Annotated in this window: 20 protein-coding genes; 8 read left to right on the top strand and 12 right to left on the bottom strand. The window is 68.8% G+C overall.

Annotation, left to right across the window (positions count from 1 at the left end; all coding sequences use genetic code 11):
- Positions 1-12: 12 nt before the first annotated feature.
- On the bottom strand, positions 13-1,206 hold the full coding sequence (locus tag G361_RS44775) for an MFS transporter (RefSeq protein ID WP_063711898.1): 1,194 nt from the start codon (positions 1,204-1,206) through the stop codon (positions 13-15).
- 133 nt (positions 1,207-1,339) lie between these two features.
- On the opposite strand from G361_RS44775, the gene G361_RS0124165 reads away from it, so the two are divergent.
- Positions 1,340-1,678, top strand: a complete 339-nt coding sequence (locus G361_RS0124165) for a helix-turn-helix transcriptional regulator (RefSeq protein WP_019929694.1) — start codon at positions 1,340-1,342, stop codon at positions 1,676-1,678.
- A gap of 22 nt (positions 1,679-1,700) precedes the next feature.
- Here the strand turns inward: G361_RS0124165 and G361_RS0124160 are convergent, their stop codons facing one another.
- The 5 genes from G361_RS0124160 to G361_RS47225 all read right to left on the bottom strand — a co-directional run bounded on the left by G361_RS0124160 (position 1,701) and on the right by G361_RS47225 (position 10,449).
- The gene (locus tag G361_RS0124160; RefSeq protein ID WP_019929693.1) at positions 1,701-1,922 is read right to left on the bottom strand and encodes a hypothetical protein; all 222 of its coding nucleotides are present in this window, start codon (positions 1,920-1,922) and stop codon (positions 1,701-1,703) included.
- Between the two features lie 101 nt (positions 1,923-2,023).
- Positions 2,024-2,485: a hypothetical protein gene (locus tag G361_RS0124155; protein WP_196814622.1), complete on the bottom strand. Its 462-nt coding sequence runs from the start codon at positions 2,483-2,485 to the stop codon at positions 2,024-2,026.
- A 98-nt stretch (positions 2,486-2,583) separates the two neighbouring features.
- Positions 2,584-9,540, bottom strand: coding sequence for a toxin glutamine deamidase domain-containing protein (locus tag G361_RS0124150; RefSeq protein ID WP_026343428.1), 6,957 nt, complete (start codon positions 9,538-9,540; stop codon positions 2,584-2,586).
- Between the two features lie 85 nt (positions 9,541-9,625).
- Positions 9,626-10,129: a YbaB/EbfC family nucleoid-associated protein gene (locus tag G361_RS0124145; RefSeq protein WP_019929691.1), complete on the bottom strand. Its 504-nt coding sequence runs from the start codon at positions 10,127-10,129 to the stop codon at positions 9,626-9,628.
- Complete coding sequence (locus G361_RS47225) at positions 10,126-10,449, bottom strand: hypothetical protein (protein WP_155981757.1); 324 nt, start codon at positions 10,447-10,449, stop codon at positions 10,126-10,128. Before G361_RS47225 ends, G361_RS0124145 begins: the two co-directional genes overlap by 4 nt.
- A 132-nt stretch (positions 10,450-10,581) precedes the next feature.
- Between G361_RS47225 and G361_RS0124135 the strand changes: the two genes are divergently transcribed.
- Genes G361_RS0124135 through G361_RS0124125 form a run of 3 tightly spaced genes read left to right on the top strand, consistent with a single transcriptional unit; the run spans position 10,582 to position 13,714 of the window.
- Positions 10,582-12,114: a hypothetical protein gene (locus G361_RS0124135; protein ID WP_231387087.1), complete on the top strand. Its 1,533-nt coding sequence runs from the start codon at positions 10,582-10,584 to the stop codon at positions 12,112-12,114.
- Between the two features lie 60 nt (positions 12,115-12,174).
- A complete protein-coding gene (locus tag G361_RS51645) occupies positions 12,175-12,654 on the top strand; it encodes a hypothetical protein (protein WP_019929688.1) in 480 nt (159 codons plus the stop codon).
- A 40-nt stretch (positions 12,655-12,694) separates the two neighbouring features.
- Positions 12,695-13,714, top strand: a complete 1,020-nt coding sequence (locus G361_RS0124125; protein WP_036495668.1) for a hypothetical protein — start codon at positions 12,695-12,697, stop codon at positions 13,712-13,714.
- Here G361_RS0124125 and G361_RS44765 read toward each other — a convergent pair.
- The 5 genes from G361_RS44765 to G361_RS0124095 form a co-directional block, all read right to left on the bottom strand.
- On the bottom strand, positions 13,672-14,337 hold the full coding sequence (locus tag G361_RS44765; RefSeq protein ID WP_019929686.1) for a bifunctional 4-hydroxy-2-oxoglutarate aldolase/2-dehydro-3-deoxy-phosphogluconate aldolase: 666 nt from the start codon (positions 14,335-14,337) through the stop codon (positions 13,672-13,674). The genes G361_RS0124125 and G361_RS44765 overlap by 43 nt on opposite strands.
- 39 nt (positions 14,338-14,376) lie before the next feature.
- The gene (locus tag G361_RS0124115) at positions 14,377-15,705 is read right to left on the bottom strand and encodes an alanine racemase (protein WP_019929685.1); all 1,329 of its coding nucleotides are present in this window, start codon (positions 15,703-15,705) and stop codon (positions 14,377-14,379) included.
- Positions 15,706-15,888: 183 nt separating this feature from the next.
- A complete protein-coding gene (locus G361_RS51495; RefSeq protein WP_019929684.1) occupies positions 15,889-16,023 on the bottom strand; it encodes a hypothetical protein in 135 nt (44 codons plus the stop codon).
- Between the two features lie 23 nt (positions 16,024-16,046).
- Positions 16,047-17,366 carry a P-loop NTPase fold protein gene (locus G361_RS0124105; protein WP_019929683.1) on the bottom strand — a complete coding sequence of 440 codons (1,320 nt, stop codon included), beginning with the start codon at positions 17,364-17,366 and terminating at the stop codon, positions 16,047-16,049.
- Between the two features lie 1,010 nt (positions 17,367-18,376).
- Complete coding sequence (locus G361_RS0124095; protein WP_026343426.1) at positions 18,377-19,816, bottom strand: carotenoid oxygenase family protein; 1,440 nt, start codon at positions 19,814-19,816, stop codon at positions 18,377-18,379.
- Between the two features lie 84 nt (positions 19,817-19,900).
- On the opposite strand from G361_RS0124095, the gene G361_RS0124090 reads away from it, so the two are divergent.
- Positions 19,901-20,449: a TetR/AcrR family transcriptional regulator gene (locus tag G361_RS0124090; RefSeq protein WP_019929680.1), complete on the top strand. Its 549-nt coding sequence runs from the start codon at positions 19,901-19,903 to the stop codon at positions 20,447-20,449.
- Positions 20,450-20,475: 26 nt separating this feature from the next.
- Here G361_RS0124090 and G361_RS0124085 read toward each other — a convergent pair whose 3' ends face one another.
- The gene (locus G361_RS0124085; protein ID WP_019929679.1) at positions 20,476-21,612 is read right to left on the bottom strand and encodes an Lrp/AsnC family transcriptional regulator; all 1,137 of its coding nucleotides are present in this window, start codon (positions 21,610-21,612) and stop codon (positions 20,476-20,478) included.
- A gap of 46 nt (positions 21,613-21,658) precedes the next feature.
- On the opposite strand from G361_RS0124085, the gene G361_RS0124080 reads away from it, so the two are divergent.
- Genes G361_RS0124080 through G361_RS0124070 form a run of 3 tightly spaced genes read left to right on the top strand, consistent with a single transcriptional unit; the run spans position 21,659 to position 25,229 of the window.
- On the top strand, positions 21,659-23,104 hold the full coding sequence (locus tag G361_RS0124080) for an MmgE/PrpD family protein (RefSeq protein ID WP_369797923.1): 1,446 nt from the start codon (positions 21,659-21,661) through the stop codon (positions 23,102-23,104).
- Positions 23,101-23,991 (top strand): oxaloacetate decarboxylase, encoded by an 891-nt coding sequence (locus G361_RS0124075; RefSeq protein ID WP_019929677.1) that lies wholly within the window; start codon positions 23,101-23,103, stop codon positions 23,989-23,991. Before G361_RS0124080 ends, G361_RS0124075 begins: the two co-directional genes overlap by 4 nt.
- A complete protein-coding gene (locus G361_RS0124070) occupies positions 23,982-25,229 on the top strand; it encodes an aconitase/3-isopropylmalate dehydratase large subunit family protein (RefSeq protein WP_019929676.1) in 1,248 nt (415 codons plus the stop codon). The genes G361_RS0124075 and G361_RS0124070 overlap by 10 nt, the downstream gene beginning before the upstream one ends.
- Positions 25,230-25,234: the final 5 nt, after the last annotated feature.

Raw genomic sequence — 25,234 nt, 5'->3', positions numbered from 1 at the left:
CGCGCCGCCGGATCAGGCGGCGCCGGACTCGATCTCGGCGGCGGTCGCGCGCCGGCGGATCAGCGCCGCGAGCACGATCAGGCACAGCACCGCCACCGCGATCGCGAAAACCTGTACCGCGGTGAACAATCCGGACGCGGTGGCGAGGAAGCCGACACCCACCGCCGGCACCCCGGTGCCGAGGTACAGCACCACCAGGAAGGTCGACGCCACCTCCGCGTGCCGCCCGGCGGGCGCCGCGTGGTTGACCGCGGTGAGCCCGCCGAGGAACACCAGGCCGTGACCCACCCCCGCGGTGACGGTCGCGACGAGCAGCAGCGGCAGCGACGAGACGCTGCCGGCCACGGCCAGCAGGACGAGCCCCGCCGCCACCAGCGGCAGGCCCGAGAGTTGCAGCGCCCGAGCGGATCTCCCGTACCCGGCGACCTGGGCGACGGCCGAGCAGGCCAGCACCGACGCCACCGCGGCGCCGCCGAGCAGCAGATTCCGGCTGCCGGACAGGGTGGCCACATAGGTCGGGATGAGCGTGAGCGACAACCCCACCACCGCGAACGCCAGGAATCCGGCCGTGCCGCTGGTGGCGAAGATGTCCCGCATCGCGGCCGGAATCTGTGGCCGCCGCGGCCGCCATCGGGTGGTCGTGGTGGTGGCGGGCAGCCGCGCGATCGTCACCGCGGCCGGGATCAGCAGCACGATCTCCAGCACGAACGGGGTCACCCGCGGCGCCGGAAAGTATTGGGCCAGAAGGCCGGCCAGCACCGGCCCGGTGCCCAGCCCGCCCACCGACGCCACGGTCGACACCAGCGACGCCCGGCGCCGGTCACCGTGCGGTTCCAGCTCGGTGAGGGCGGCGGTCAGCGGCCCCGAGGCGGCCCCGAGCGCGGCGCCCTGCACGATCCGGGCCGCGAACAACCAGACGACGTTCTGGGCCAGCGCGAACGCCAGCGCACCCAGCATCGCGAGCGCGACCGCCGGCAACAGCACCCGCCGCCGCCCGACCGCATCCGACAACGGCCCCGCGATCAGCAGCGACGGGATCAGCACCGCCACATAGACGGCGAAGATCAGCGTCACCGTCAGCGGCGAGAATCCGAACTTCTGCTGATAGCCGTGATACAGCGGCGTCGGCAGATTGGTCCCGGTGAGCAACACCAGCAGGGTGTATCCGGTGGCCCAGAACCTGAGTCCCCCAACAGTTTTCGACACTCCCGCCCCGTGTACACGGGACGGGGACGGGGCGCGGGTGTGCGCCATGATGCCTCCCGGCGATATATGTTCGAGTTATCCGAACATAACACGCATGTTCGGAAAATGTGAACATAAAAGCTATGCTGTCCCCATGGCGAGCCGCACCTCCACCGACCTGGTCCACCCCGACGTGACCGACCTCGACTTCACGACCGTCCTGGCCGCACTCGGCGACCCGGTCCGCCTCGCCATCGTCGCCCGCCTCGGCGACGCCGGCACCGAACTCGCCTGCACCACCTTCGCCCTCCCGGTCAGCAAATCCACCCAGAGCGGCCACTTCCGCGTCCTCCGCGAGGCCGGCGTCATCCGCCAGCGCGACGAGGGCACCCGCCGCTTCAACAGCCTCCGCCGCACCGACCTCGACACCCGCTTCCCCGGCCTCCTCGACCTCGCGATCCCGCAGGGGCGCAAGGTGTTCGAGGGTTGGTGAGGGGAGTGACCCGACCGCCCGGCTACCCGTCGTCCCCGGGCTCCCTGGTGAGCGGGAACGGATTCAGGTCGTCGTCGAATCCGGGCACGTCACGCATCCGCTCGCGGAGGCTCTCCGGTGCGTGGTCGCCGGATTCGTCGAGACTGTCGAGATGATCCCACCGGTACTGCGCCAACCGCGCGCGCTCCTCCGGTGACTGTGCCGCCTGCTCCGCCTCGGACTCCGCCCGGATGCGCGCGAACACCTCCGGATCCCAGCCCGCCGGGGTTCCTTCCGAAGTGTCGATCGTGTTGTCCTCTCCGCGTGGTTCCGATGCCGCTGTGCTGTTCGGAAGGCGGCCGCCGATCAGCTCTGCTGCCGCAGGAATTCGTCCGCCGCTCGTTTGAGATGATCCGGCGCGGGCTCCCAGGTGGGCGACTGTACGAATTCCGCCAGTTTCGCGCGCCGTTGTTCCACGGTGGCACCCGGGCCGACGCCGAGGTCACCGAAAAGCTCGTCCAAAGTTTGGGCGGGGAGCGACCATGCGACGGTGCGCAGCCAATTCTCGTTACGCCCCACGGTCTTTCGGGCGCGTTCGTTTCGTTCTTCGAAGAGGCGCTGTTCGACCACCGTGCCACCCACCGCGGATATCGCGTGTTCCATTTCGACTCGCCACTGCGACAACTGCTCGTCGGTGAACGCATGGTCTTCCGTGGCATCGACGGTCAGCGACCAGGTCTCCCTGCCCCGCCACAATTCCATCGTGGGCGGCTCGGAGCCGCGCCGCAGATCGCGATAGCCGAAATGTTCGTCCTCTGAATCGGTCAACCGACCGATCGCGGTCAGGTGGAGGTCCGAACGTATCCGTTCCAGCGCGGTCCGCGTCATATCGCAACGAAAAATCAGCATGAGTCGCGGGCGAGATGTCATCGAGCTGCTCCTTCATGTTTCGTGTCGAGTGTAGCCGAGCCGTGTCCGCCCAAGACGACGAACTCGTCCTGCCAGAGGCAGCCGATCCCCGTTCGCGGCATGGCAACTATCTGCTCCCGGGGGAATCGGGCCGCGAGAATGACGCCGGGAGCATCCAAGCCGAGCAGCCAGTCGGCCGAGATCCTTCGATTGCTCGACCAGGACGACAACGGTCGTTGCAATGGCATCTCGAGTCGTGCTCCCGCCGGATTCCGTGACCAGCCCGGCCCTCCTTCCGGCCAGGCATAGGCGCGGTAGAGGATGAGATTGTTGACGCCCAGCCTGCTCAATTCCTGCTGGGTGTGGTCGTACTGGATGCGCAACAGCTCGCGGTGCACATCCGCGTGCCGGCCGACTTCTCGTTGCACTTCCGCGCGAAGTTGTTCGGTCATCTCCCAATCGCTGACACGGTCCAGCCGGAATTCGACGATCGCGGCCTCCTGGATGGCCAGTGACCGCACATTTGTGCCGTTGGAATCGTGCGCCCAGGCCATGACGAGCTCGCTGATGGCCATTTCCCGCAGCACTCGATCCGCCTGCGGCGAGTCCAAATTCAACAGATTCGATTCACTGTGCCGAGGGTTATCCTCCTGTAATTCGGAACGATGCAGCAGTCGACCGCCCATCGACGGATATTCCGAATTCTTCAGTGCGATCACCCGATTCGGATCGCCCAGGTGCCGCGCCGCGTCGTGTGGGACATGGTTTTCCGCGGCGGCGGCCAGCAGCCGGTCGGTGGGCGCGAGCATACTGTCGGTGATCGTCCGGATGACGGTCGTCTTCGCCTCTTCCGATCGGAGCACGGCACCGTGGTCGCTGACGATGTCCCGGCCGAATTCCTGCGACCAGCGGCGTTCTCCCGCGGTATCGGGATCGAGTGCGGCACCGTGCTCTCTGGCGATGGTCGTGTCACGGTTCGACGGAGGCCGGTCCGCCGTGCCGGTGTCCGGTCTGTGCACTATCCAATCGGAATCCCGGAAATGCACGAAGTAGCCGAGTTCCGACACATCCTTCGGTCCGCTGCCGTCGAAGACCGCGAACGACATGTCCCGACCGGTGCGTGCGGTCCATTCCTTCGCCCAGGTGGTCAAGTGCGGGAATTCGCGGCTCACCAGTTTCTTGTTCAGATACCCGTGATCCCTCGTCAACGGCTCGGCGTAATCGGCCGGATCCCAACCCTGTTGCGCGCGCTCGAACATGTGACCAGAGGAGAGATTGAGGTCATAGTCGCTGGGCTCGTCCAGACCGAGCTTGTGCATCGAGTCGAACGGCCTGGCGACCGGTTGGTCCGGATCGTCACCCAGCCATGCGCGACGTCTGGCCAGAGCCTCGGGGTCGTGCGCCAACTCCGCCTCGGTGGGGGTCTTCTTGTGGACGGCCGAGTAGAAGTCCGCGCCGGAACCTCGTAGCCGGACATCCACCTGATCCAGCGGGACGCCGTCGCGAACCAGCGCCTCCAGCAATGACATTCGCCAGCCGCGGTAGAGATCCGGGGTCATACCGAGCGGAGCTTCGCGATGCATCCACCAGCCGACCTCCTCCGGATCGCGGCCGATGAAGTCGAGGTCGCGCTGCCGGATCGGATGGCCGGTCACCGGATCACTGGGCCACGGATGGTGCTGGTTCGCCGGCAGCTCCGAATAACGGTGAGCCTCGGCGAACGGTGACGGCACCGGTCCGTGCTGCGGTTCCGTGGTGGCCGACGGTTCCGCTCCGGCCTCGTGTGCTACTCCTCGAACGTCCCCTGGCTCGGCCACTCCCCGGTCTGCTCGCGTCTCCAGTCCAGCCACGAGGTCGTCAGTGCCGCCGCGGGGCCGGTCGGGTGATGGTTCAGCGTGTCCTTGTCGATGTCCAGCCGGAATTCCGTCGGCGCTTCGGGCGATCCGCTCAGCGCTTCGATCTGGACGAGATAGCCGATCGTCGCCGAATCCTCGTGGATCCGCTGCACGCTCGTCCGGGTGAGTGCCGGGTAGATCTGGGCGCCCTGCACCGGCCTGCCGGTCGAGATCGCCCGGTCGTACATCTCGCCGATCGTTTCCGGGTGCAGGCTCGGGTGCACGGTCACCACGCCCGTCTCCCGATTCACCACGTAGTTGGTCAGGCCCAGGTCCTGTCCCCGGGCGATCTCCTCCGGGGTGAGTTCCGGGCGGCAGATCCATCCGTGCCGGCTCGGGACGATCGCCCCGAACCGCTGGTTCGGAAAGGCGTGGGTGAGATATTGCCGGACTTGTTCCATGGTGTGCAGCTGCGGTGCCACCGGGTGATCCTCCGCTCGGGTCGACGGTCATGAAACGCACTGCCGCCGAACCATTTACCAGATGGGCGGGTGGCCGATCGGAAATGATCGCCGGTTTCGGCTGGGCGTCCACCCACAACGGGCCGTTGCCCTCGTGGGGATAGACGATCGCGGTGGCATGCGAGGCCGCGACGACCGGGCTGCCGTCCGGGTGGTACAGCCGTTGTCCGGTGACGGGATCCGTGGCATGCCAATAGTTGTGGACGTAGGCCGACGAGCCGGGGCCGAGTTGCGCGATCCAGTCGTGCAGGGCCCGGAACTGATCCGGGACAGATCTGCCCGCACTGTCGAAGTTCTGCCATGTCCCGCCGATCCACTGCTCGGCACGTTGCAACGCGGCGCGTTCCCCGCTCCGCAGATCCAGTGTGCCGTCGGCCAACCGGTCCGGCCATCGCGGCGCGGCCACCACGGGGCGGCCGTTGTGCGTGGAGAGCACGGCGAGGGCGACCTCGCTGCAATCGTTTCCGCGTCCGAGCCGGGCGGGGCCGCCGTCGTTGACGAGGTCCGCGTAGCGGTGCGGATCGGCACCGACGCGGAACGAGTTGTGTTGTCGTACCGAGTCTTCGACGACGTGCTGATACGCCGGGTCTTCCACGTGCTGCAGGTTGCCGCGCCCGAACACGCGACCCTCGGCCAGGCCGGGGCGCGTGACAGGGGTATTGGCTGCGGCGATGGCGTTGCTGAGCGTGCGGATATCGTCGGGACTCGGTCCACGGCCGAGTGTTTCGGCGGCGTCGGGCAGGCCGAGTTGCCGGCGCAGTTGCGCGGCGAGGTCTGCCGCCGGGCTGTCCGGATGCCACGGGCCGGGCGCGTCGGTGACATGGACGCGCAGGTGCGCGCGTGCCGGGTCCGCGGTGTGCACGAGGTCGACCAGCAGCCGGTCTCCGGACAGCAACTGCCGGGCGTGGTTCAGGCGAACGTCCACTGCCGACTGCGCTCGCTCCCACAAGCGCGCGACGCGGTCCGGAGTGACCGTGTGGTCGTAGGTCACGTGCGCCTCGATCCGCACGACCGCGACCGGGCCGCCGGGCCCGTGCGGATAGCGCCGGACCACATAGGCGGGCGGACCGTCCTCGAGTCGTACCGGAGTCCGATCGTCGGTCGGCTGTCCGCGGTACCACTCTCGCGCCTGCCGGGACTGCTCCGCCTGGCTGTTCTCGGGCGGCGCCGGTGGGCTCGGATCGTCCGGCCGTGGCTGGTGCCCGCCGGAATCATGGTGCGGTGCGGCGCTTTCCCCCTCGCGGGTCCGCAGCAGTGCGGCGTGATTGTCGGCCAGATATCGTGCGAGTTCGCTGTCGTGGGCCGCCAGCCGCCGCCACGCCGGGTCGGCTGTTCTCGGATCGAGCAGTCCGGCTTCGTCGAGCAGACGTGCGTAATCCCGTCGCAGTTCGGGCAACCGGTGAGCCTGGACCGGATCTCGTGACGCTTGCGCGAGTTCGGTGACGACGCTCCGCATCCGCGGGGTGACTTCTTCCGGTGGTCGGGGTACTCGCGCCGGATCGGGCGCGTCGACCCGTGTCGGCGGGGCCTCGGCCGAATGTTGCTGTGGTTCCGCGACTTCGGACGGATCGCGCGCCGTGGCCGGTCGCGAATCCGGGAGGTCGAGGGAGAAGCCCTTGTCGAGCTCGACGGCGACGTCGCCGGGAAAGGGAACATCCGGCTCGTCGAGTGGCCGTGGGGCGGATGTCGTGTCCCGGTCGCCCGGCGACTGCGCTGTCTCGGTGATCTCCTCCCAGGTGACGTGCATCGTTCCGTCGGAGTCCATCTCCCTGTCCAGGACCCGGAACTGCCTGCCGTCGGGAATGAGAACCTCGGCCTCGCCGCGCATCCCGGGTGGCCGCAGATAGGAGATGTCCTTGCCGGTGGCGGATATGATGGTCAGCTTGACATTCGGGTTCCATTTGAACTTGGTCTTCGAGGTCGACACGAACCCGGGGTCCTCGACGACGTTGCCACGTCGGTTCTCGTACCAGAACCTCTCCAACTCTGCCGGTCCGAGCATGATCGAACGTTTGACCGGGCCGACATGATTCGGGAGCCGGTCCAGGCCGCTGCGGATCAGATCGATGGTCTCCGGTGGCACCGTGACGAGGTCCTCACCGAAACGCAGGTGGCGGTTGATCTCGTTGTAGGCGTCGCCGACATAGTCCGCGATCGCCTCACGTTCGGCGAGGGGCATCCGGTCGCAGGCATCCTGGGCTACTCGCTCCTGCGGTGTCGGTGGACGCTCGGTCGGTTCCGGGCGATCACCGGGCTCGCCGTGCGGATCGGCATTGCCGATGCGGGACAACGGTCGTTCGCCGGCCGGACGAGTGCCGCCGCCGGATTCGAGGGGATGCAGCGGATTTCCCCGTGGGTCGTACAGAATGCCGTGCGTCGAGCGGACATTCGTGTCGTCCGGGGGGTAGGGCCGGGTGGTTCCGTCCTCGTGGATCACGATCCGGCCGTTGTCGTTGTGCAGGACGTAGGCGTGTGCGCCGATTCCTTCTTCGCCGCTCGCGCCGTGGAATTCGTCGATCACCAGGGCGGTCGCGCCGTCGCCGAGCCGGATGAGATGGTCGGCGATCTCGTCGTGGGACAGATATTCCCGCATCTCGCCGCCGGCGGCGTCCTCGAGCTCGTGTGCGGTCATGCCGTGGTCGGCGATATGGTCGCCGTCGGGCACGTGGACGTCGTCGGCGCCGGTCAACTCCCGCACGGCCCGAAGAGCCTCGGGGCCGCAGTCGTTTCGGGCCGGGTCCGGCGAGCTGTCCGGCTCCGGTTCGGTGGCGTGGTGCTCGGTGGTGGCGTCGACGTGTTCGTGCGGTGCGGCGGGGAGTGTGTCGTCGGTGGGAGGACGTCGGCGCACGGGGTCGTGCGTCGGCGTCTCGGATGTCCGAAGGTCGGGACCGGGGCTCGCGGGCCTCGGCCGCTCGTTCTCGGCGCCGATTCGCGACGCGGGCCGATTCGCCTCGGTGACCGGCACCGCGACGGGAATTGCTGCGGGCGCGGCAGTTCCGGGCTCGGGAGCATCACCGGCGACGGGGTGGACGACCTTCTCGGTACCGATCTGCTGCGCGCGGGGGGCGGCGGGGGTGACATCCGCGCCGGTGTGCCGTGCCTGTAGCGGAGCGGGCTCCACACGATCGGCCGCCCCGGATCGGAGCTCCGTGGGCAGCGACGAACGCGCGTCGGCGGCCGCCCGAGCGGACCCGGCTGTCGCAACGTCGGAGCTGGGGCGTGGTGCGACCTGCGCACTGTCCGCAGGTTTCGCGACCGGGGGGATGTCGTTGCGGGCCGGAGCGGGCGAGTTCGACACCGGATCGGCTTGGGCGAGTGGGGATCCCGCACCGGTGGCGGCCGGCGTGCCGGCGCGTGGGGAGGCCGCTGCCGGCTGGGCCGACACCTCCTGCTCGGTGAATGTTGCCCCGCCGCGGTGATTTTCGCCGGCGCCGGGGCTGTTCTCCGCGAACTGCGCTCGTCGCGGGCTCTGCTCGACGTTGCCCCCCTTCGGTTCCGCCTCGTGTGCGGGCGCCGGGGTATCGCTGTGTGGCTTGGCCGGCGAGTCGTCCGGCGGATGTCCTCGGGATTCCTGATCCGTACCCGGGCGGCTCGCGGGCCGATCGGTGCTGCCGTCGGGTGAAATGCTGTGCTGCCGGGACGATTCGGAATGCTCGGCGAGCCGGGCCGGGTCGCCGGGATGCGCGGCGGCGGCGTCGACGGCGTGATCGCGGTAGGCGACTGCACCGTGCCGCAGGCCCGCGGTGGCGCCCTGGGCAGCGCCGCCGGTGACCGTGCGCCAATCGAATTCGCCGCCGGTGGCCACGGCGGCGAGGCCTCCGGCTCCGCCCGCGACCGTTCCACCCACCATGCCACCGGCGGCATGCGAGGCATAGGCGCCGATCCGGTTGCCGAGCGCCCGCGACGCGGGAACGGCGATCGCCGCTCCGATTCGGGTGCCGATGGGCCCGCCGATGGCGCCGGCGGCGCCCACGGTCAGTGCCGTCATGCCGAGCTGCCCGAAGTCGAACGTGTCGCGCGTTCCCTCGAACATCTGGCCGGCCTGGATCCCGGCGTCGGTGATACCGCCGAGGAAGGTGTTCAGCGCGATGTGCCGCACGGTGTACCGGACCACGGCCGCCGTCGCGGTCTCGGCAGCCCGCTCGGCCGCTTCCGTCAGCAGCCGCCTGGTCAGGAATCGCACCGCCACCCGAGCGGCGCCGACCGCGGCCGCCTCGGCCTCGCCCATGAGTGGGCCGGTCAGCGGAGCCGCGGCCAGGTCGATGGCCAGTGTGACCAGCGTGGCGTAGAACATGAGCTTGGTGTACTCGATCTCGGTGCCCATGCCGTGGGCACTGTCGCCCACCCGCTGCATCCAGTCGGCGAGTTCCTCGATCGAGCCGTCGCCCGTGCGCATCTTGTCCAGCTCGGCAACCATCGCCCGGCCGCCGTCACCGAACGGATACGCCACCTGTGCAGCCGCTTTCGCGACATCGATGTGATCCCCGACGGCGCGCAGCCGATCCGCGTGGGTGTGCCAGTCCTGGGCCATGTCCCACAACGAATCCTCGTCGCCGTCGGGCCATTTCATACCCGCCAGCCAGCCCAGCCAGCCCGCGCCCGGCGGGCGCGGAATCATCGCCCACCTCCGTCCGCGGGCGCGGCTTTACCGTGTGTCATTGTCATACAATCGAATTCGAGGTCGCGTGCTACGCCGCGACGTGCTACCAGTTCGTGTCGTCGACGGTGCCGCGCGGCCGCGGATCGAGGTACTCCACGTCGCTGAACGGTTGTTCCTCGACGTTGTGCCGCAGGCGTTCCCGGGCGGCGGGCGGCGCGGTGGAGATCGGCTGCGGTGCGGGGACCATGTCCTCGACGTCCGGCAGCCCGACGATCAGATCGGACAACTTCGGTACCCGAGCGCGGCTGTCGTGCAACGGAGCCATGATTTCGCTGTTCTTGCGGGCCATTTCGGCGGCGGCGGCCTGTGCGGCCTCGGTGACGGCTCGTGCGATGTCGGACGGTTCGAGCTCGAGGATGTCCGCGCTGAACTTGGTTTCGACGACGACGCCGTCGGCGTTGACGGTCACCGTCACCCGCCTGCCCCCGCCGGTACCGTCGGCCAGCAGTTCGGCCCGCTTGCGATGGATGTCGGCGATCGCGTGCATCTGCACCCGGAATTCGTCGAGCAGACCGGCCAGCTCACCTTTGCCCTGCTCGTTGGTCATCGGCCAGCGCCGAAGGAATCGGCATTGCCGTCTTCGGTGCCGAGCAGCGTCGTGACGGCCACGCCCTGTGCGGTCGCGAACCCGTCGAAGGTCGCCGCAACGGTGGCGATCCCCCCGGTCTGATTACGGGACTGGGCCAGGTAGCCGTTCTCCCCCTCCGCGAACCGTTGCCCGTATTCGTCGTTCCCCCACGGAGTTCCTTTGGCGGACAACGCGTTCTGCAACGATGTGAAAATGTCGTGAACTCGGTCGTGCACCTCGGCCGTTCTCCCGGCGGCGGCGCGCAGTGCATCCGGATTCACTTCGACTCTGTCGCTCATGCTGATCGACTCCCTCCCGAAGCTCCCCCTCCGACGCTGCCACAGCCGTACCGCACATTCAACCCGAATGTCCGATGCGGCCGCGGTATCGGATGTGTAGGGTCGCATCCGATACCGGAGGGGAGCGCGAATGTGTCTGGGCAGGTGGCCGATTCCGCCGGTGAGCAGTCGGACAACTCGCTCACGGGTTCCACCGAGGAGGCCGATGTCGCGTTCGCGCTCGCCCATCACGACCCACCGGTCCCGACCGACCCACGACAACTCGCACTGCGGACTCGGGAACTGACCCACACGATCGCCCGGGAACTGGCCGCCGCGGCCCCGGCCGGATGGGAACGCCTCGACGCGGTGTTCGTGTGGACCGTCGCCGCGCAGTCGTGGCGTATCGCCGTCACCGAGGGGGACCGTCCAGCCCGGATGGAGCCGTCCATCCGGGTGCTCGCGGCGGTTCGCGAGCAGCGTGAGGCGGCCGCGCGCATGGCCGCGGGGCCGTGGTGGCGAATGCTGATCCGGCTCACCGCCGCGGGCGGGCTCGACACGGACTACGACTACGGTGACGAACCGTTTCCGGATGAGGATCTGCTGGCGCCGGACGCGTATCTTGCCGACCTGCAAGCTTATCCACGCGCTCGGTTGCCGGTGTGGCTGGCCGCGTATGTGGGACACCGAGATCGGCAACTCCGCTCACCGCGCGCTGCGGCCGAGCAGGCTCGCCGCCACCGGGACACCGGGACACATCCGCTGCCGTCGACCGGCGACTTCCCCGATCTGCCTCGGCTGTGGGCCCGGTGGGCAACACTCGCGGCGGTCTACGCCGCCGTCGGGTCGTCGGGCGGACCACGGATCCTGCCATCGCTGGCGTGGTTCGAAGGCATGGGACGCAGTGGCAGCAGCCTCTACCTGCTGGCCCACGACCGGGCGGTGATCTCGGGCGGCGTCTGGAACGCCTCGAACCTGGATGCCGCGTACAACGGGAAAGATTCGCTGCCGGATCTGTATGCCGGTGCGCCGGAATGGATCACCGACGCGGTGCTCAATCCGCGGGCCGCGGCCGGGACACTGTCGTTCTGCTATTGGTGGGACGACGGCCGATGGTATCGCGGCGAGTCACCGGCCGGCCCGGATCTCGCCCCGGCGGTGCCGGGACTGTGGACCGCCGAGTCCACCGCCGGCGTCGCGGGCAGGGTACTCGCCGCCGTCGGCCGGCGTATCGATGCGGACGTCGAAACTGCTGCGGCGCAGTTGATCTCCGCAGCCGAGTCCGGCACCGTGACCCGATCGCTGCTCGCCGGCCTGCTCGACAGCGACACCTCCGACATCGATGCCGCGCACAACCAGCTCACCTTGGCCGGTCTCACCTCCGCGATCGCCGAATCGCCGCTGCCGCAGCAGGAAGCGGTGGCCCGGGTCCGCGCTCATATTCTCGAACAGGGGCACGAGACCACGGCCTATCCGCTGGACAGGCTCAAAGCCGAACGGGTCCAACATGGTTGGATGGTCTATGTGCCCACGGCGCCCGGTCAGGTCATGCTCGGGCGGGCCGTCTACTACATCGCCGACGACGCCGTCGTCGAGAAGTCCTCGTCGTCCGTGCCGCCGCAGCGCTATCTGATCGGTTTCGGCCACCGCTACCGTGACCGCGCGCGAGCCGCCCGATCGTCGTAGCGGGCCGCCGGAAGGTCACGAGTCGGGCCGGGCTGCCGGTCGTGTCAGTAGCCTGGACTCATGTCGGATATCAGTGATGTGACGGCGGTAGTGGCGGGGTTGTCGGATGACGATCTGCTGGCCGTGGTGCTGGGGGCGACCACCGGGCGGCCTCGGTTGGATCGGCTGCATCTGGTGGCGGCCGATCTGGTGGGGCAGGGGGGTCATGCGGAGGCGGGGGTGGCTGTGAGTTCTGCCACCGAGTTGCCGGAGATCGTGGTGGAGCCGATCGTGGAGGAGCCGTTCGGGCAGGTCGGGGGTGTGGCCGGGATTCCCGGGGCGGCGGTGCCGGGTGGGCTGGGGGCGTACGGGCCCGGTGGCGTACCTACTTGGGAGTCAGTTCGGGATAAGGTCGAGCAGCGGATCGGTACCGCGCAGGGGATGGGGGAACTGTCCTCGCAGGCGCCGACCGGCCGCACCGTGGAAGAACAGTGGGACGCGCGCGAGAAGGCCGCACGCGAGCGCCTGGATCGGATCCGCAAGTCGATGCGCGACGAGTGACCGGCCCTCCGGCGGCCCGGAGAGGATGAGGGTGGGTTCGATGACCGAGCCGCGGGAGATCGCCGGACGACTGCTGGACGCGCAGGTCGACTTCCTGCTGGCGGAGGTGACCGGTGACCGCCTCGCGGAGGTGGTCGCGCGGGATGTCGCCGATGCGCTCACGGTCGCCGACACCGTCGTTTTCCGTGATGTGGTGGGGGTCGAGCAGGCCAAGGCCACTGTGCGCAGGATCGTGGACCGTTCGGACAGTCCGCTGTTGCGGGATCTGACCGGGGTGCTGTCGGATGCGTTGTACGACCACATCGTCGGCAACGAGGAGCACACGCTCGGCGATGTGGTGGATCGTGATCCGGTCGAGGCGCTGGTGGAGAAGCTGCTGGGGCTGCACGATGCGCAGGAACGGTTGCTGGATCGCCTGGGGGAGGCGCCGTTGGCGGCGCCGGTCGCGTCCAAATTCGTCGACATGCTCGTGGACGACATCCTCGAGGCGAACAAGAAGGTCGTCGGCAAGGTGCCGGGGATGACCTCGCTGATGTCGCTCGGGCAGTCCGCGGTCAAGAGTGCGAAGAAGGCCGCGGAGGGCAGTTTCGTCGGTGATATGGCCAATCGGGGGACGCTCTACGCGCTGCGGCGGGTCACCAACGCCATTCGGGAGACCCTGCGTGAGGCGCCGGTGCACGGGGCGGCCATGCAGTTCTGGGATCTGCACGCGGGTGAGCCGGTCAGTGGGTTGCGGCAGTATCTGACTCAGCACGACCTGCGCGAACTCGTGCTGATCGGGCATCGGATCGCCACCGGCACCCGCAACAAGGAGTACGTCGGGTTGCTGCTCGACGAGGCGGTGGAGGTTTTCTTCACCAAGTACGGTGATCACACCCTCGCGGCGCTGCTGCCGGAGCTCGGGCTGACCGCCGACGACATCACCGGGGAGATTCTGCGGTACGGGCCCGCCGTGATCGAGGCGGCGAAGCGGGACGGCGTGCTGGCCACGTTGATCCGGGCTCGGCTGGAGCCGTTCTATACCTCGGATGTGGTGCTGGAGATTCTCGGCGCAGCCTGATTCGGGCCCAGGGCGCGGACGAAATCTGCTGCGCGCTCGGCGATTTCGGTCCATCGGCCCGCGGCGACGGCGGCGGGTGGGACGACTCCGGTGCCCGCGGATACGGCGATCGCGCCGTGCTCGAGGAATTCGGCGGCGTTGGTGGTGTTCACTCCGCCGGATGGGATCAGGGCGACATCAGGGAAGGGGCCGCGCAGATCGGTGAGGTATCCCGGGCCGAACAGCCGGGCGGGGAAGATCTTCACCGCGGTGGCGCCGAGATCCAGGGCTCGGAGGACCTCGCTCGGGGTGAGTGCGCCCATCACCACCGGGATATCGTGGCGGGCAGCGGCTTTCGCGACCTCGGGTCGTAGGCCGGGTGTGACCAGGAATCGTGCGCCGGCTGCGATGGCTTGTTCGGCCTGTTCGGCGGTGATCACCGTACCGGCGCCGAGCATCGCTGTCCCGGACGTGGCCGCGGCTCGTAGCGCCTCGACCACGCCGGGGGTGGTGAAAGTGAGTTCCACGGCACGGATTCCGGCGCTCGCGAGGGTGTCGGCGAGTGCGCGCGGATCGGGAATGTGCGGGGCGCGTACGACCGTCAGTGCCCGGTCGGAGCGGATCACCTCCACAGCCGTCGTCATGGCCTGTGACTCTCCTTCTCGCGCAAACAGATTCGTCGATCAGAAAAACGTGTGGAGGAAGTCGACGACACGGGGGCGTTCGGCGCCGGCGTCATCGATCACGGGGATCAGCCGCCATTTGTCGAAGGCGGTGCAGGGGTGTGACAGTCCGAGTCGCACGACGCTGCCGATGGGGACATCGCCACCGCCGGGCAGCCGGAGAAAGGTGTGCTGGTCGTTGAGTTTCGACACGTGGGCATTCGGAATGTGGTGCGGCACCGGCATTTCCCCCGGCACCTCACCGAATCGCGAAACGAGTTGCGGCACAGGCATTCCCTCGTCGTAGGGAAAATCCCGCTTGCCTGCGTCGAGTAGTGCGAGCTCCGGTTCCGGCCGGGAGACCGTGCGTGCCCAGCCGTGCATCGCCGACCGCAGGGGCCGATCGGTGCGTCCGGCGATCAGCGGCGACAGTCCGGCATAGAAACCGTCGTCGTGGATCAGGTAGGCGCCGGATCGCAGCACCACGGTGGTGGGTACTTCGGCGTCGGCGGCCGTGGCGGCCAGCCGTTCCGCCGCGAGATCCGGGAAGGCGCTGCCGCCCGCCGTGACGATCGCCCGGCGCGGGTACCGACCACGCAATTCCCCGTGCAGCCGGGCCAATTCGTCGAGATATCCGCGTACGGCCGCGAGCCCGGCGGGGGAGCGGTCGCGGGCGAACGGGCCCTCGTAACCGCCGACACCGGCCAGCTCCAGATGGTCGGATCGCTCGATCGCCCCGGCGACCTCCAGTGCCGCCGCGACACTGCGTGCGCCGGTACGGCCGCGCGGCCCGCCGAGTTCGACGAGCACCGACACCCGCACCCCGGCCGGAGCGCCGGCCAGATGCCGGTCCATCGCCTCGACGGTGACCACGTCGTCGGCCCAGCAGAGCAGATCGAATTCCGGATCGTCCGCGAGTTCGGCGGCGGCCCAGCGCAATCCGGCCGGATCCACCAGCGTGTTCGCGATCAGGATCCGCCGCACCCCGAACCGCCGCGCTACCTGCGCCTGCCAGCCGGTGGCCAGCGTGATGCCCCAGGCTCCGGCGGCGAGTTGCTCGGCCCACAACTGCGGGGACATCGTGGTCTTACCGTGCGGAGCCAGCCGCACCCCGGCGGCGGACACCCAGTCGGCCATCACCGCGAGATTGTTGTCCAGCGCGGCGCGGTCGATGGTGAGCACCGGCGTCTGCAACTCGTCGAGATACGGCCCGGTGGCGAGATACTCACGAACCGTCCGGCCCCACGCCGCCGGCGGCAGCGCCTTGTGCTCGGGCCCGATCACCCGGTCGTGCAGGGCCGCCACCGCGTCCGCCCGGATCGCGGGAACGGTACCGGTGTCGCCGATCACGATGGGCTCCTTCGAGTCTCGTCCCCGCCGGGAAGTCGCTGCGTGCCGGGCAATGGCCGCCGGTGTTCCGGCAACTGCCGTCATTCTCGTGACCGGCCGCGATGTGCACAAGTCCACCGGGCACTGTGCCGGGGCCGATCCGCGTCGGCCGACTGCCGCGCGTGACCGGCTCGTGTCGCGTCGTCACAGGTCGTAGCGGCGGTGCCGCATGGGCATCCGATATCGCAGCTGCGCCGAGCGGCATGCGGTGAGCGGCCGTTCGATCCGGGTGGCGACGTCGGCGAGAGCAGCCGGAAACGTCTTCTTCAGGGCCCGCATGTGACTTTCTCCGGAACGCGGTCTCACCCGGTTGTTCTCGTGAGGGGCAGTTTGTGAATTCCCCGGACCGGCCGATGGGGCACGCGAATATGCCAGGCGCGGCAGATCGTGGTGACTGCTGTCAGCGCCGATGAGGCTTCGCCGGCTCGCGCGGCCGCGAGCGCGTCGAACGACCCGACGAACTCGGCTTCGGTTGCTCGAGCCAGTTGCTGCTGTGACAGTCCGTCGGTGAATATCTGTCGTAGTGTGACGTGGAAAACCTGGTGGACGGGCCCGGTCAGACCGCGCTCGAGCTCCCGGTCGATCAGATAGGTGGTTGCGTCGGAAAGAGTGCAGGGTTGGTTCTGGCTCGCATGTATCGTTGTGGCGCGCGCGATGCGGAGTAACTCGCGAGGCAAACCGCCGGACAGGCAATGGAACAGCGCTATGAAGGGTTCCGGGACTCCGATCACGCGCTGATCGATCAGCTGCTTCGCTTCGAGATACCTCAATGGTTTCACACGGACGACTTCGTCTATCGCGCTGTCGAATTCGTCTCTGCGGCCGGGTTGTGCCAGATCGGCTCGGTGGAGTGCTTCGTCGGAGGCCGACAGCACGAAGAGGCAGTTGGGTACGTCGAAGACGGCCTTGATCTCATTGAGGAATTCGCGCGCCCGGTCGATGGGTTCGATCCGATCCAATTCATCGATTCCGATTACGAGGCGCTGCCGAACTTTTTGGCCCAGCAGGGTTCCGAGGAAGCTGAGATACCGTCGCAGCTCGTCGACGATCTCGGGATAGGTGAGTGGTTGCCGCGCCTTGCCGGAACCGTGCTTCCGCCCGAGGTTCATTCCCCGCCAGCCGATTCCGGCCGTAGTCTCCGCCGAATATGTTTGCAGATATCGTATCGACATCAGTTTTTTCTCGGCCTGTCGCGGTTCCAGGCCCTGATCGATCGCGAACTCGCAGACTCTGGCGAACAGATGGAGCATGAATTCGCGACGGTCGAAGATCACCGGCACATTCACCACGAACCCGGCCTGGTCAGGGCTTCGGGGGCAGATCTGGTGGAGCAGTTCGGACTTGCCGACCCCTCGTGGGCCGGACAGTGCGATGCTGCCGCCGCTGATACCGCGCGCCGCGGCACGCAACTGGCGATCGGCGGAGGTTTGTACGTAGCTGGTCTGGCTGCGGACATTCCGAAGTCCCACCGCGCCGGTGGTCAGTTCCAGCGTGGTGCTGTAGGGGCGGTTCACATGGTTGCCGATCCGCTGCCGGAGGAACGCCAGGATCGCGTCGAAGAGCTCGTTCTCCCACAACACGAAATGGCTCTCGAGCGGAGACAGCGAGACCGTGCTCTCCACCTGTTTGCGTATGAGCCACCAGGCCGCAGGAACGACGGTGACGATGACGGATCAGGGGCTCGACGTAATCCTTCACCTTGTCGCTGATGAACAGCACTATCGATCCGAGGACGAACGAAGGTATCCACACGGTCAACCGTGCCGCCAGATGGACCGCGCCGAATTCGTGGCGCCGGACCGAAGGCCAAAGATACGTTGTGTACCGGATCAACCCACCGAACATGAAAATTCCCACGAATAGAAAGAAGGTGATGACGAAGGAAAAGCCCAAGGAGTCGGAGAGGCTGAATTGTTCATCGGGCGTCCCGTCGACGAACGGCGATGGGTCGAGCTTGTTGGGCGGCCAGCCGAGAAACACCATCGACATCATGACGACCAGATAGGTGAGAGCGCCACTCGCGATCCCTGTCCACCCGGGCCTGCGCACCCGCGCGCTCATCGACGCGGCTCGCGCGGCAGCCGAGAGAAAGACCGCCTCTGCGGTCCCGGCCTGTTCCCTGATACTGTCGCGATGAGCGTCGTTGACCTGCCTGAGTTCGGCGATCGAAGGTGCGCCCATCTGTCGCGTCGCTGCACTTATCTCTTCGGTGTCCAGTGCCTTTGCCAACAGGTCGTCGAATATCCGAATCGGGTCTGGGGATGTAGGGACCTGGCGCGGGCGAAGCAATCGGACGAATTCGGTGAAATCCGACCGCCACTCTTCGATGTGCTCGCGGCGATCCGGACCGGTCAACTCGAACCACGCGCGCGCGATCGCCGCACGCCACCGGCTCGGGTGCCGCGCTGGCGTCCGTGGCACTCCGCCGGCATTGTCCGGTGTCATCGCTGCCGCCCGGCTCGGTGTGCGTGCCGTCTGAGCCGTGCCGTCGGATTTCGGAACCCGACGCGGCCATCGAGTATGCATTCTTGCCGTGACAGTGCCACCAGCAGAATGTATCTCGAGAAGATCGGTACTTCCGATGGTTCACGTCACCGAGACGAATGCGAGCCCTCGTCGGTGTCGGCCGTCCTCAGCCCCGCGCCGGAACGAACGCCCCGTGGAAGGTCATCGGGACGTGGTGGCGGAGGGGGATCGTGGCGATCGGGCCGCGGTCGGGTCGGTCTGCCGGAAGTACCAGGACGCGAGTGCGTTTCGTGGTGGGCTGGTGCTCGAAGGTCAGGAGCCAGCCGTCGCCCTCGGTGCCGCCCTCGGCGGGGGCGAACAGGGGTTCGCAGACGGTGTCGCCGGGGGAGGTGGTGTAGGTGTGGTTGCGGCCGGTGCTGTGATCGATGGTGGTGATGGAGTCCGGGTCGCCGCCGGGGGTCGAGGCGGCGGCTACGTAGCTGTAGCGGTGGGGGCGGGTGGCGTGGCGCGGGTCGAGTTGGGGGAACTCACAGCCGTTGTCGTGCAGTACTTCTCGGGTGACCCGGGTGGTGCGGCGGTCGATCGTGAGGCGGGTCAGCTGCCCGCCGAAGGCGGGGCCGGGGTCGGTTCGGTAGCGGCGTAGGTGACCGTTCCAGCCGGACCAGCCGCGGTCGGGGTCGTGGGTCACCAGTTCGACGGTGGTGGCCGTGTCGGTTTCGTAGGCGTTGGTGACGTGGAAGTGGAACAGGGCGTCGGTCTCGACGGTGATCGGGGTGCCGCCGGCGCGGGGCACGAGGACGATGGTGGTGCCCAGGTGCGGTTCGTACGACATCGCGCGGTCGATGGAGCTCAGGCCGAGGGCCGCCGAGATCGGGCGGGTGACCACGATCGGGTCGATCACGAAGACCAGGTGGCGTTCGGTGAGGGCGAAGTCGTGTACGAAGCCGAGTTGCCGGATCGGCACGGACGCAATGTTTTCCAGGCGGCCGCCGGTGAGCCGGTAGCAGCGGATCATCGGTCTCGGGAAGAAGTCGAGGCCGAAGTTGTAGATCTCGCCGGTGACGGGGTCGCGCTTCGGGTGCGCGGAGAAGGCGCCCATGCGTTTCAGCGCGCCGCCGAAACTCTCCGCGCCGTGCGTCCCCAGGGTGTGCGGGTCCAGGCGGTAGGGGCGGCCGCCCTCCCACAACGAGTACAGGTTGTCGTCGTGGACGAGCACGTTGGTGTTCGACATGTTCGCCGGTGGTCGGAAGGCGTTGGCGAGGATGCCGCCGGCGCGCTGGGTGCCGAATCCCCGGCCGAGTGCGCCGCCGGCGGCGGTCCGGCGGTACTCGCGGGTGCGGACGTACCGGTTGCGGAAATGCACCCCGTTCTCGTCGATGGCGAGGCGCGAGACCATCCCGTCGCCGTCGAAGATGTGCGCGACCGGATGCGCTCCGACGTCGAATCGACCGGGGCCGATGCGGTACAGATCGCCGCGCAGGCCCTCGGGTAGCCGCCCTTCGACCTCGTCGATCCGGTAGCCGAACTCCTGCGGTTGCGAGTCCCACGGGGACCGGCCGCCGAGGGTCGTCACGGACGTGTCACGGGGAGGATTCGAAACGGGCATGCCGAAGAGTGTCGCAAGAATGAGACATAGATGGCAATAGATGTCTCAATATGGCCGCTCTTGCGGGAGCTCTATACTCGGCCGGTGTCGAACGAGGATGTGACCGCGGCGGCGCGTGCCGTCGTGCGCCGGGTGGGTATCACCGCGCTGACCCTGGCCGCGGTCGCCAAGGAGGCCGGGATCAGCCGGGCCACGATGTATCGGCGCTTCGCCTCCCGGGACACCCTGATCGCGGCCGTGATCAATGCCGAACTCGATGCGCTGGAGGCGCTGGTGCTGGCCCGGCTGCGGTTCGCCGATCAGCCGCGCGAGACCACCCACATGCTCGTCCGGGAGGTTCTCGACTATCTGACCAATCATGCTGCGCTGCAAGCGGCCATCCACATCGACGGCTCGGCGTTGCTGCCCTGGCTGATCAAACGGGACGGCAAGCCGACGCTGGTCGATATCGTCACCGACCGGGCCCTCACCCATATCGAGGGGTCCGAACTCGCCGTGCACCTGCGGCCGAATACCGCTGCGGCCGTGGAGTTCATGGTCGGCGCGGTCTACACGCAGTTGGTTTCGCCGAGCCGGTATCTCACCCACGCGAACATCGCCACGTTCGTGACCGACGCCATCGTCGTGCCCTGAGGTCCGCGGAACCCTTGGGCCGGTGACTATTTCGCCCACGGATCCACCGGGACCAGGCCGATCGCCCGGCCCTCCGGATCCAGCAGCCGGCCCCAGGATTTGACCGCGCGCAGGATCAGGCGCTGCTCGGCCACCGTCGTATCGGCGTCGATCGTGCGGATCAGGTCCAGTACCGCGCCGATGTCGGTGGGCCGGTGCACCTGGGCCATCACCATCAGGTTGGCGGTGCCGACCGCGGACAGGCAGATGCGGGTCTGGGGGCGGCCGCCGATCGCGGTGCCGATCTCGGTGAGGCGGTGGTGCGGGGCCGCGAGCCACAGTACGAATTCGGTCGGCCAGCCGCCCTCGCCGCGCGCGAAGTCGGTGCGGAAGCCGAGCATGCCCTGGCGGACGAGGGTGTCGACGCGGCGGCGGATCAGATGTTCCGAGGTGTCGAGCGTGCGGGCCAGCTCGCGGTAGCGGGCACGGCCGTCGTGCTGGAGGGCCAGGAACAACGCGCGGTCGTCCGGATCGAACAGCCGGGTGCGGGCGGCCCGGGGGTCCTCGGGTGCGTCGCCCGCGACCGCCCGCTGCTGATCGGGATCCATCGCGCCCAGCTGCCAGCGGACACCGCTGTGCCAGGCCAGGCCGGTATGGGAGCGAATCCGGGCGACGCCGGGCAGGGCGGGCAGCCGGTCGAGCAGCAGCGCGCTCAGCGCGGGCATGTCGGCAGCGATCACCAGGGTGTGCAGGTCGAATTCCCCGTCGGTGGCGTACACGCTGATGACCTGCGGGATCGCGGCGAGCGCCGCTGCGGTCGCGGCGAGACTGCCCGGCTGGGTGCGCACGTCGACGACCGCGGCGACCAGCGCCAGCCGAGGGCCCGGGACCGAGGAGATCCAGGCCCGGCCGCTGTCGGCCAGGCGCTGCCAGCGGCGGGCCGCGGTGACCGGCGAGATGCCCAGGACCGGGCCGAGCCGCTCGAAACTGGCCCGCGGATTGGCGTGCAGCGCGTCGAGCAGTTGGACGTCGACCTCGTCGAGGTCGTGGCGCGGCCGGGCCGGATCGGCGTCGCGGGCACAGCGGTCGTCCGGGTCGTGCCGGGAACGGCCCTGGTCCGGTTCGTGTCGCGAACCGTCGTCGATCGGCGTTGCCGTGTCGTTTTCCCTCCGCGTCACCGCCATCGATCCTACTGACCGTCGGATGCCGGGATCCGCGCCGGAGGTGCCGTTGACTGTCCGCATGAGCGAAGCGACGAGCACCGGGGTCACGGTGCCGCTGGCCCGCTGGGTCGAGGGGCTGACCGCGGCGGCGATACCGGAACGGGTGCGGAGCCGCGCCGCGCACCTGCTGCTGGACGGGGTCGCCTGCGGGCTGGTGGGGGCCCAGCTGCCCTGGTCGCGGGTCGCCACCCGGTCGGTGCTGGATCTGGAGGGCGCGGGGGAGGCCGCGGTGATCGGGACCGGTCTCACCACCTCCGGCCCGGCCGCGGTGCTGCTGAACAGCACCTACATCCAGGGCTTCGAACTCGACGACTTCCATCCGCTGGCCCCGCTGCACAGCACCGCGCTGATCCTGCCCGTCCTGCTGGCCACGGCCGGGCATCGCGGCGGCGTCTCGGGTGCGGCCGCACTGACCGCCGCGGTCGCCGGATTCGAGGTGGGACCGCGGGTCGGGCTGGCGCTGCACGGCGCCCAGATGCTCTCGCGCGGTTGGCATTCCGGGCCGGTGTTCGGCACCCACACCGCGGCGGCGACCGCGGGGAAGCTGCGCGGGCTCGACGCCGGTCGGCTGGAGGACGCGTTCGGGATGGCCGGAACCCAATCGGCCGGGCTGATGGCCGCCCAGTACGAGGCGATGTCCAAGCGGATGCAGCACGGATTCGCCGCGCGCAACGGCTACTACGCCGCGGGGCTGGCCGCCGGCGGGTACAGCGGGATCAAACAGGTCTTCGACCGGCCCTACGGCGGATATCTTGCGGTGTTCGGCGAGGGCCACGATCCGGACGCGTCGCAGATCGTCGCGGGGCTCGGCGAAGGCTGGCACACCGAGCTGATCATGGTGAAAACCCATGCGGCGCAAGGCGGTCTGCACGGCACGATCCAGGCCGTGCTGGAACTGCGCGCTGCGTACGACATCGACCCGGACACGGTGTCGCGGCTGGAGATCCGGGTCGGGCACACCGTCTACCGGCACGGCTGGTGGCCGCCGCAGCGGCCGCTGACCTCGGTGGGCGCGCAGATGAATCTCGGCTACGCGGCGGCGGTGGCGCTGCTCGACGGGCAGGTGCTGCCACCGCAGTTCACCGCGGCCCGACTCGACGCCGACGACGTCTGGCGGCTGCTCGGCACGGTGGCGGTGAAGCTGGACGAGGAGATCCAGAACGGCCCGCCGGCACAGCGTTTCGCCACCGAGGTGACCATCACCACGACCGACGGCACCGTGCGGCACCGGCGGATCGAGCAGCCCCACGGCGGCCCGGCGGATCCGGTGACCGACGACGAGATCGTCGCCAAATACCGTGCGCTGGTGGGCCCCCTGCTGCCCGCCGCGCGGCTGGACGCGATCCAGGCGGCGGTGCTCGGACTCGACCGGCTCGCCGACCTGCGCGAGCTCACCGCACTGCTGGCCCCGCCGGTCGGTGGCGCACTGGATCCGGCGGAGGTCCCGTCGTGACCGCGGCCGAGCGCCGCAGCGGCCTGCGCGGCCTGCTCGGTACCGGTGAATTGATCACCGCCCCCGGCGTTTTCGACGGCCTGTCGGCCTCGCTGGTGCGCCGCGTCGGATTTCCCGCGGCCTACCTCACCGGCGCCGGGGTGGCCGCCGCCGGATTCGGGCTGCCCGATATCGGCCTGGTCACCGCGACCGAGATGGCCGAGCGGGCCCGGATGCTGACCGGGGTGCTCGGGACGGTGCCGCTGATCGCCGACGCCGACACCGGATACGGCGCGCCGCTCAACGTGATTCGCACCGTCCGGGAGTACGAGGCGGCGGGGGTCGCGGCGATCCAGTTGGAGGATCAGGCCTTTCCGAAGAAGTGCGGGCACCTGCCGGACAAGGAACTCGTGCGACCGGAGCAGTTCCTCGCCAAACTCGGTGCGGCACTGGACGCCCGCCGCGATCCGGATCTGCTGGTGATCGCCCGCACCGACGCCCGCGGCCCGCTGGGCCTGGACGCGGCGATCGAACGCGCCAACGCCTACGCCGCGGCCGGGGCCGACGTGATCTTCGTGGAGGCCCCGCAGGACGCGGCCGAGATCGAGCGGATCGCGCGGGAAGTGTCCGCGCCCAAGCTGATCAACCTGGTGATCGGCGGGCTGACCCCGCTCGAATCCGCGGACCGGCTGCGCGAACTCGGCTATGCGATCGCCATCCACCCGTCGGCCGCGCTGGGTGCGGCCGCGTACGGCATGCTGACCGCGCTCGCCGGTCTGGCCGGCCGCGATCCCGCCCTGCTGGCCCCGTCCGGGCCGGCGGAATTCTTCGAACTGGTCGGGCTGGCCGAATGGTCCGCGCTCGGCGAGCGGCACCCCACGGAAGGAATCACCCAGCCATGGCCATGACCATGATCGAGAATCTGCTGGCCCGCAAGGCCGGTGTGCCACTGGTACGGCCGGGCGATACGGTGATCGTCGAGGTCGACATGTGTGTCCTGATCGACCTGCAGTTCGCCACCTCCTGGATCCAGCCCGCCCGCATCCACGATCCGGCGAAGGTCGCGGTGGTCATGGACCACGCGGTCCCGGCGCCCACCGCGAAGGATGCCGCCGGTGGCCCGAAGGCCCGGAAGTTCGTGGCGGACTTCGGGATCGAGAACTTCTACGATGTCGGGCGGCACGGCATCTGCCATCAGGTGATCGCCGAGAACGGACTGGCCCGGCCCGGCGAGGTGCTCACCTGCACCGATTCCCACACCTGCGCCGGCGGCGCCTACAACACCGCCGCCCGCGGACTCGGTCCCGCCGAGGTGTTCTCGATCCTGTGCACCGGGCACACCTGGTTCCAGGTCGCGCCCACCATCCGGTACGAGCTGGAAGGTGAACTGCCCCAGGGGATCAACGGCAAGGACGTCTTCCTGTACCTGGCCGCGCGGTACGGCGACGCCACCAACTCCAATCTGGAGTTCGGCGGGCCGGGGCTGGCGAGCGTGCCGATCGAGGACCGGCGCACCATCGCGACCCAGGCCGCCGAGATCTCCGCGGATTTCGCCACCTTCGGCGTCGACGATCGGTTGCGGGAACACCTGTCCGAGCGCGGCATCGACGACTACGCCGCGGCGGCGGCCGATCCCGGCGCCGCATACCTCGACGTGCGCACCCTGGACCTGTCGGCCCTGGAGCCGTACGTCGCGCGGCCGGGCACGGTGAGCCGCAACGGCGTACCGGTCTCGCAGATCGAATCCCGGCGCATCGACCAGGCTTTCATCGGATCCTGCGCCAACGGCCAGTTGTCGGATCTGCGGGTCGCCGCGCAGATCCTGCGCGGGCGGACCGTGGCGCCCGGGGTGCGGCTGCTGGTCACGCCGGCCTCGCAGCAGGTGTATCGGGAGGCGATGCGACTGGGTTATCTGCAGATTCTCGCCGATGCCGGTGCGGTGGTGACGAATTCGACCTGCGGCGCCTGCTTCGGTTACCACATGGGTGTCGTCGGTCCGGGCGAGGTGTGCCTGACGTCGAGCACCCGCAACTTCACCGGCCGGATGGGCAGTCCCGACGCCGACATCTACCTCGCCTCCCCGGCGACCGTCGCCGCCTCCGCCGTCACCGGCCGCATCACCGACCCGAGGAGTGTGACCGCATGACCGTG

Origin of the sequence: Nocardia sp. BMG111209 (assembly GCF_000381925.1) — a bacterium.
In the GTDB taxonomy this organism is placed as follows: domain Bacteria; phylum Actinomycetota; class Actinomycetes; order Mycobacteriales; family Mycobacteriaceae; genus Nocardia.
This window is presented reverse-complemented; position numbering and strand designations above follow the sequence as displayed.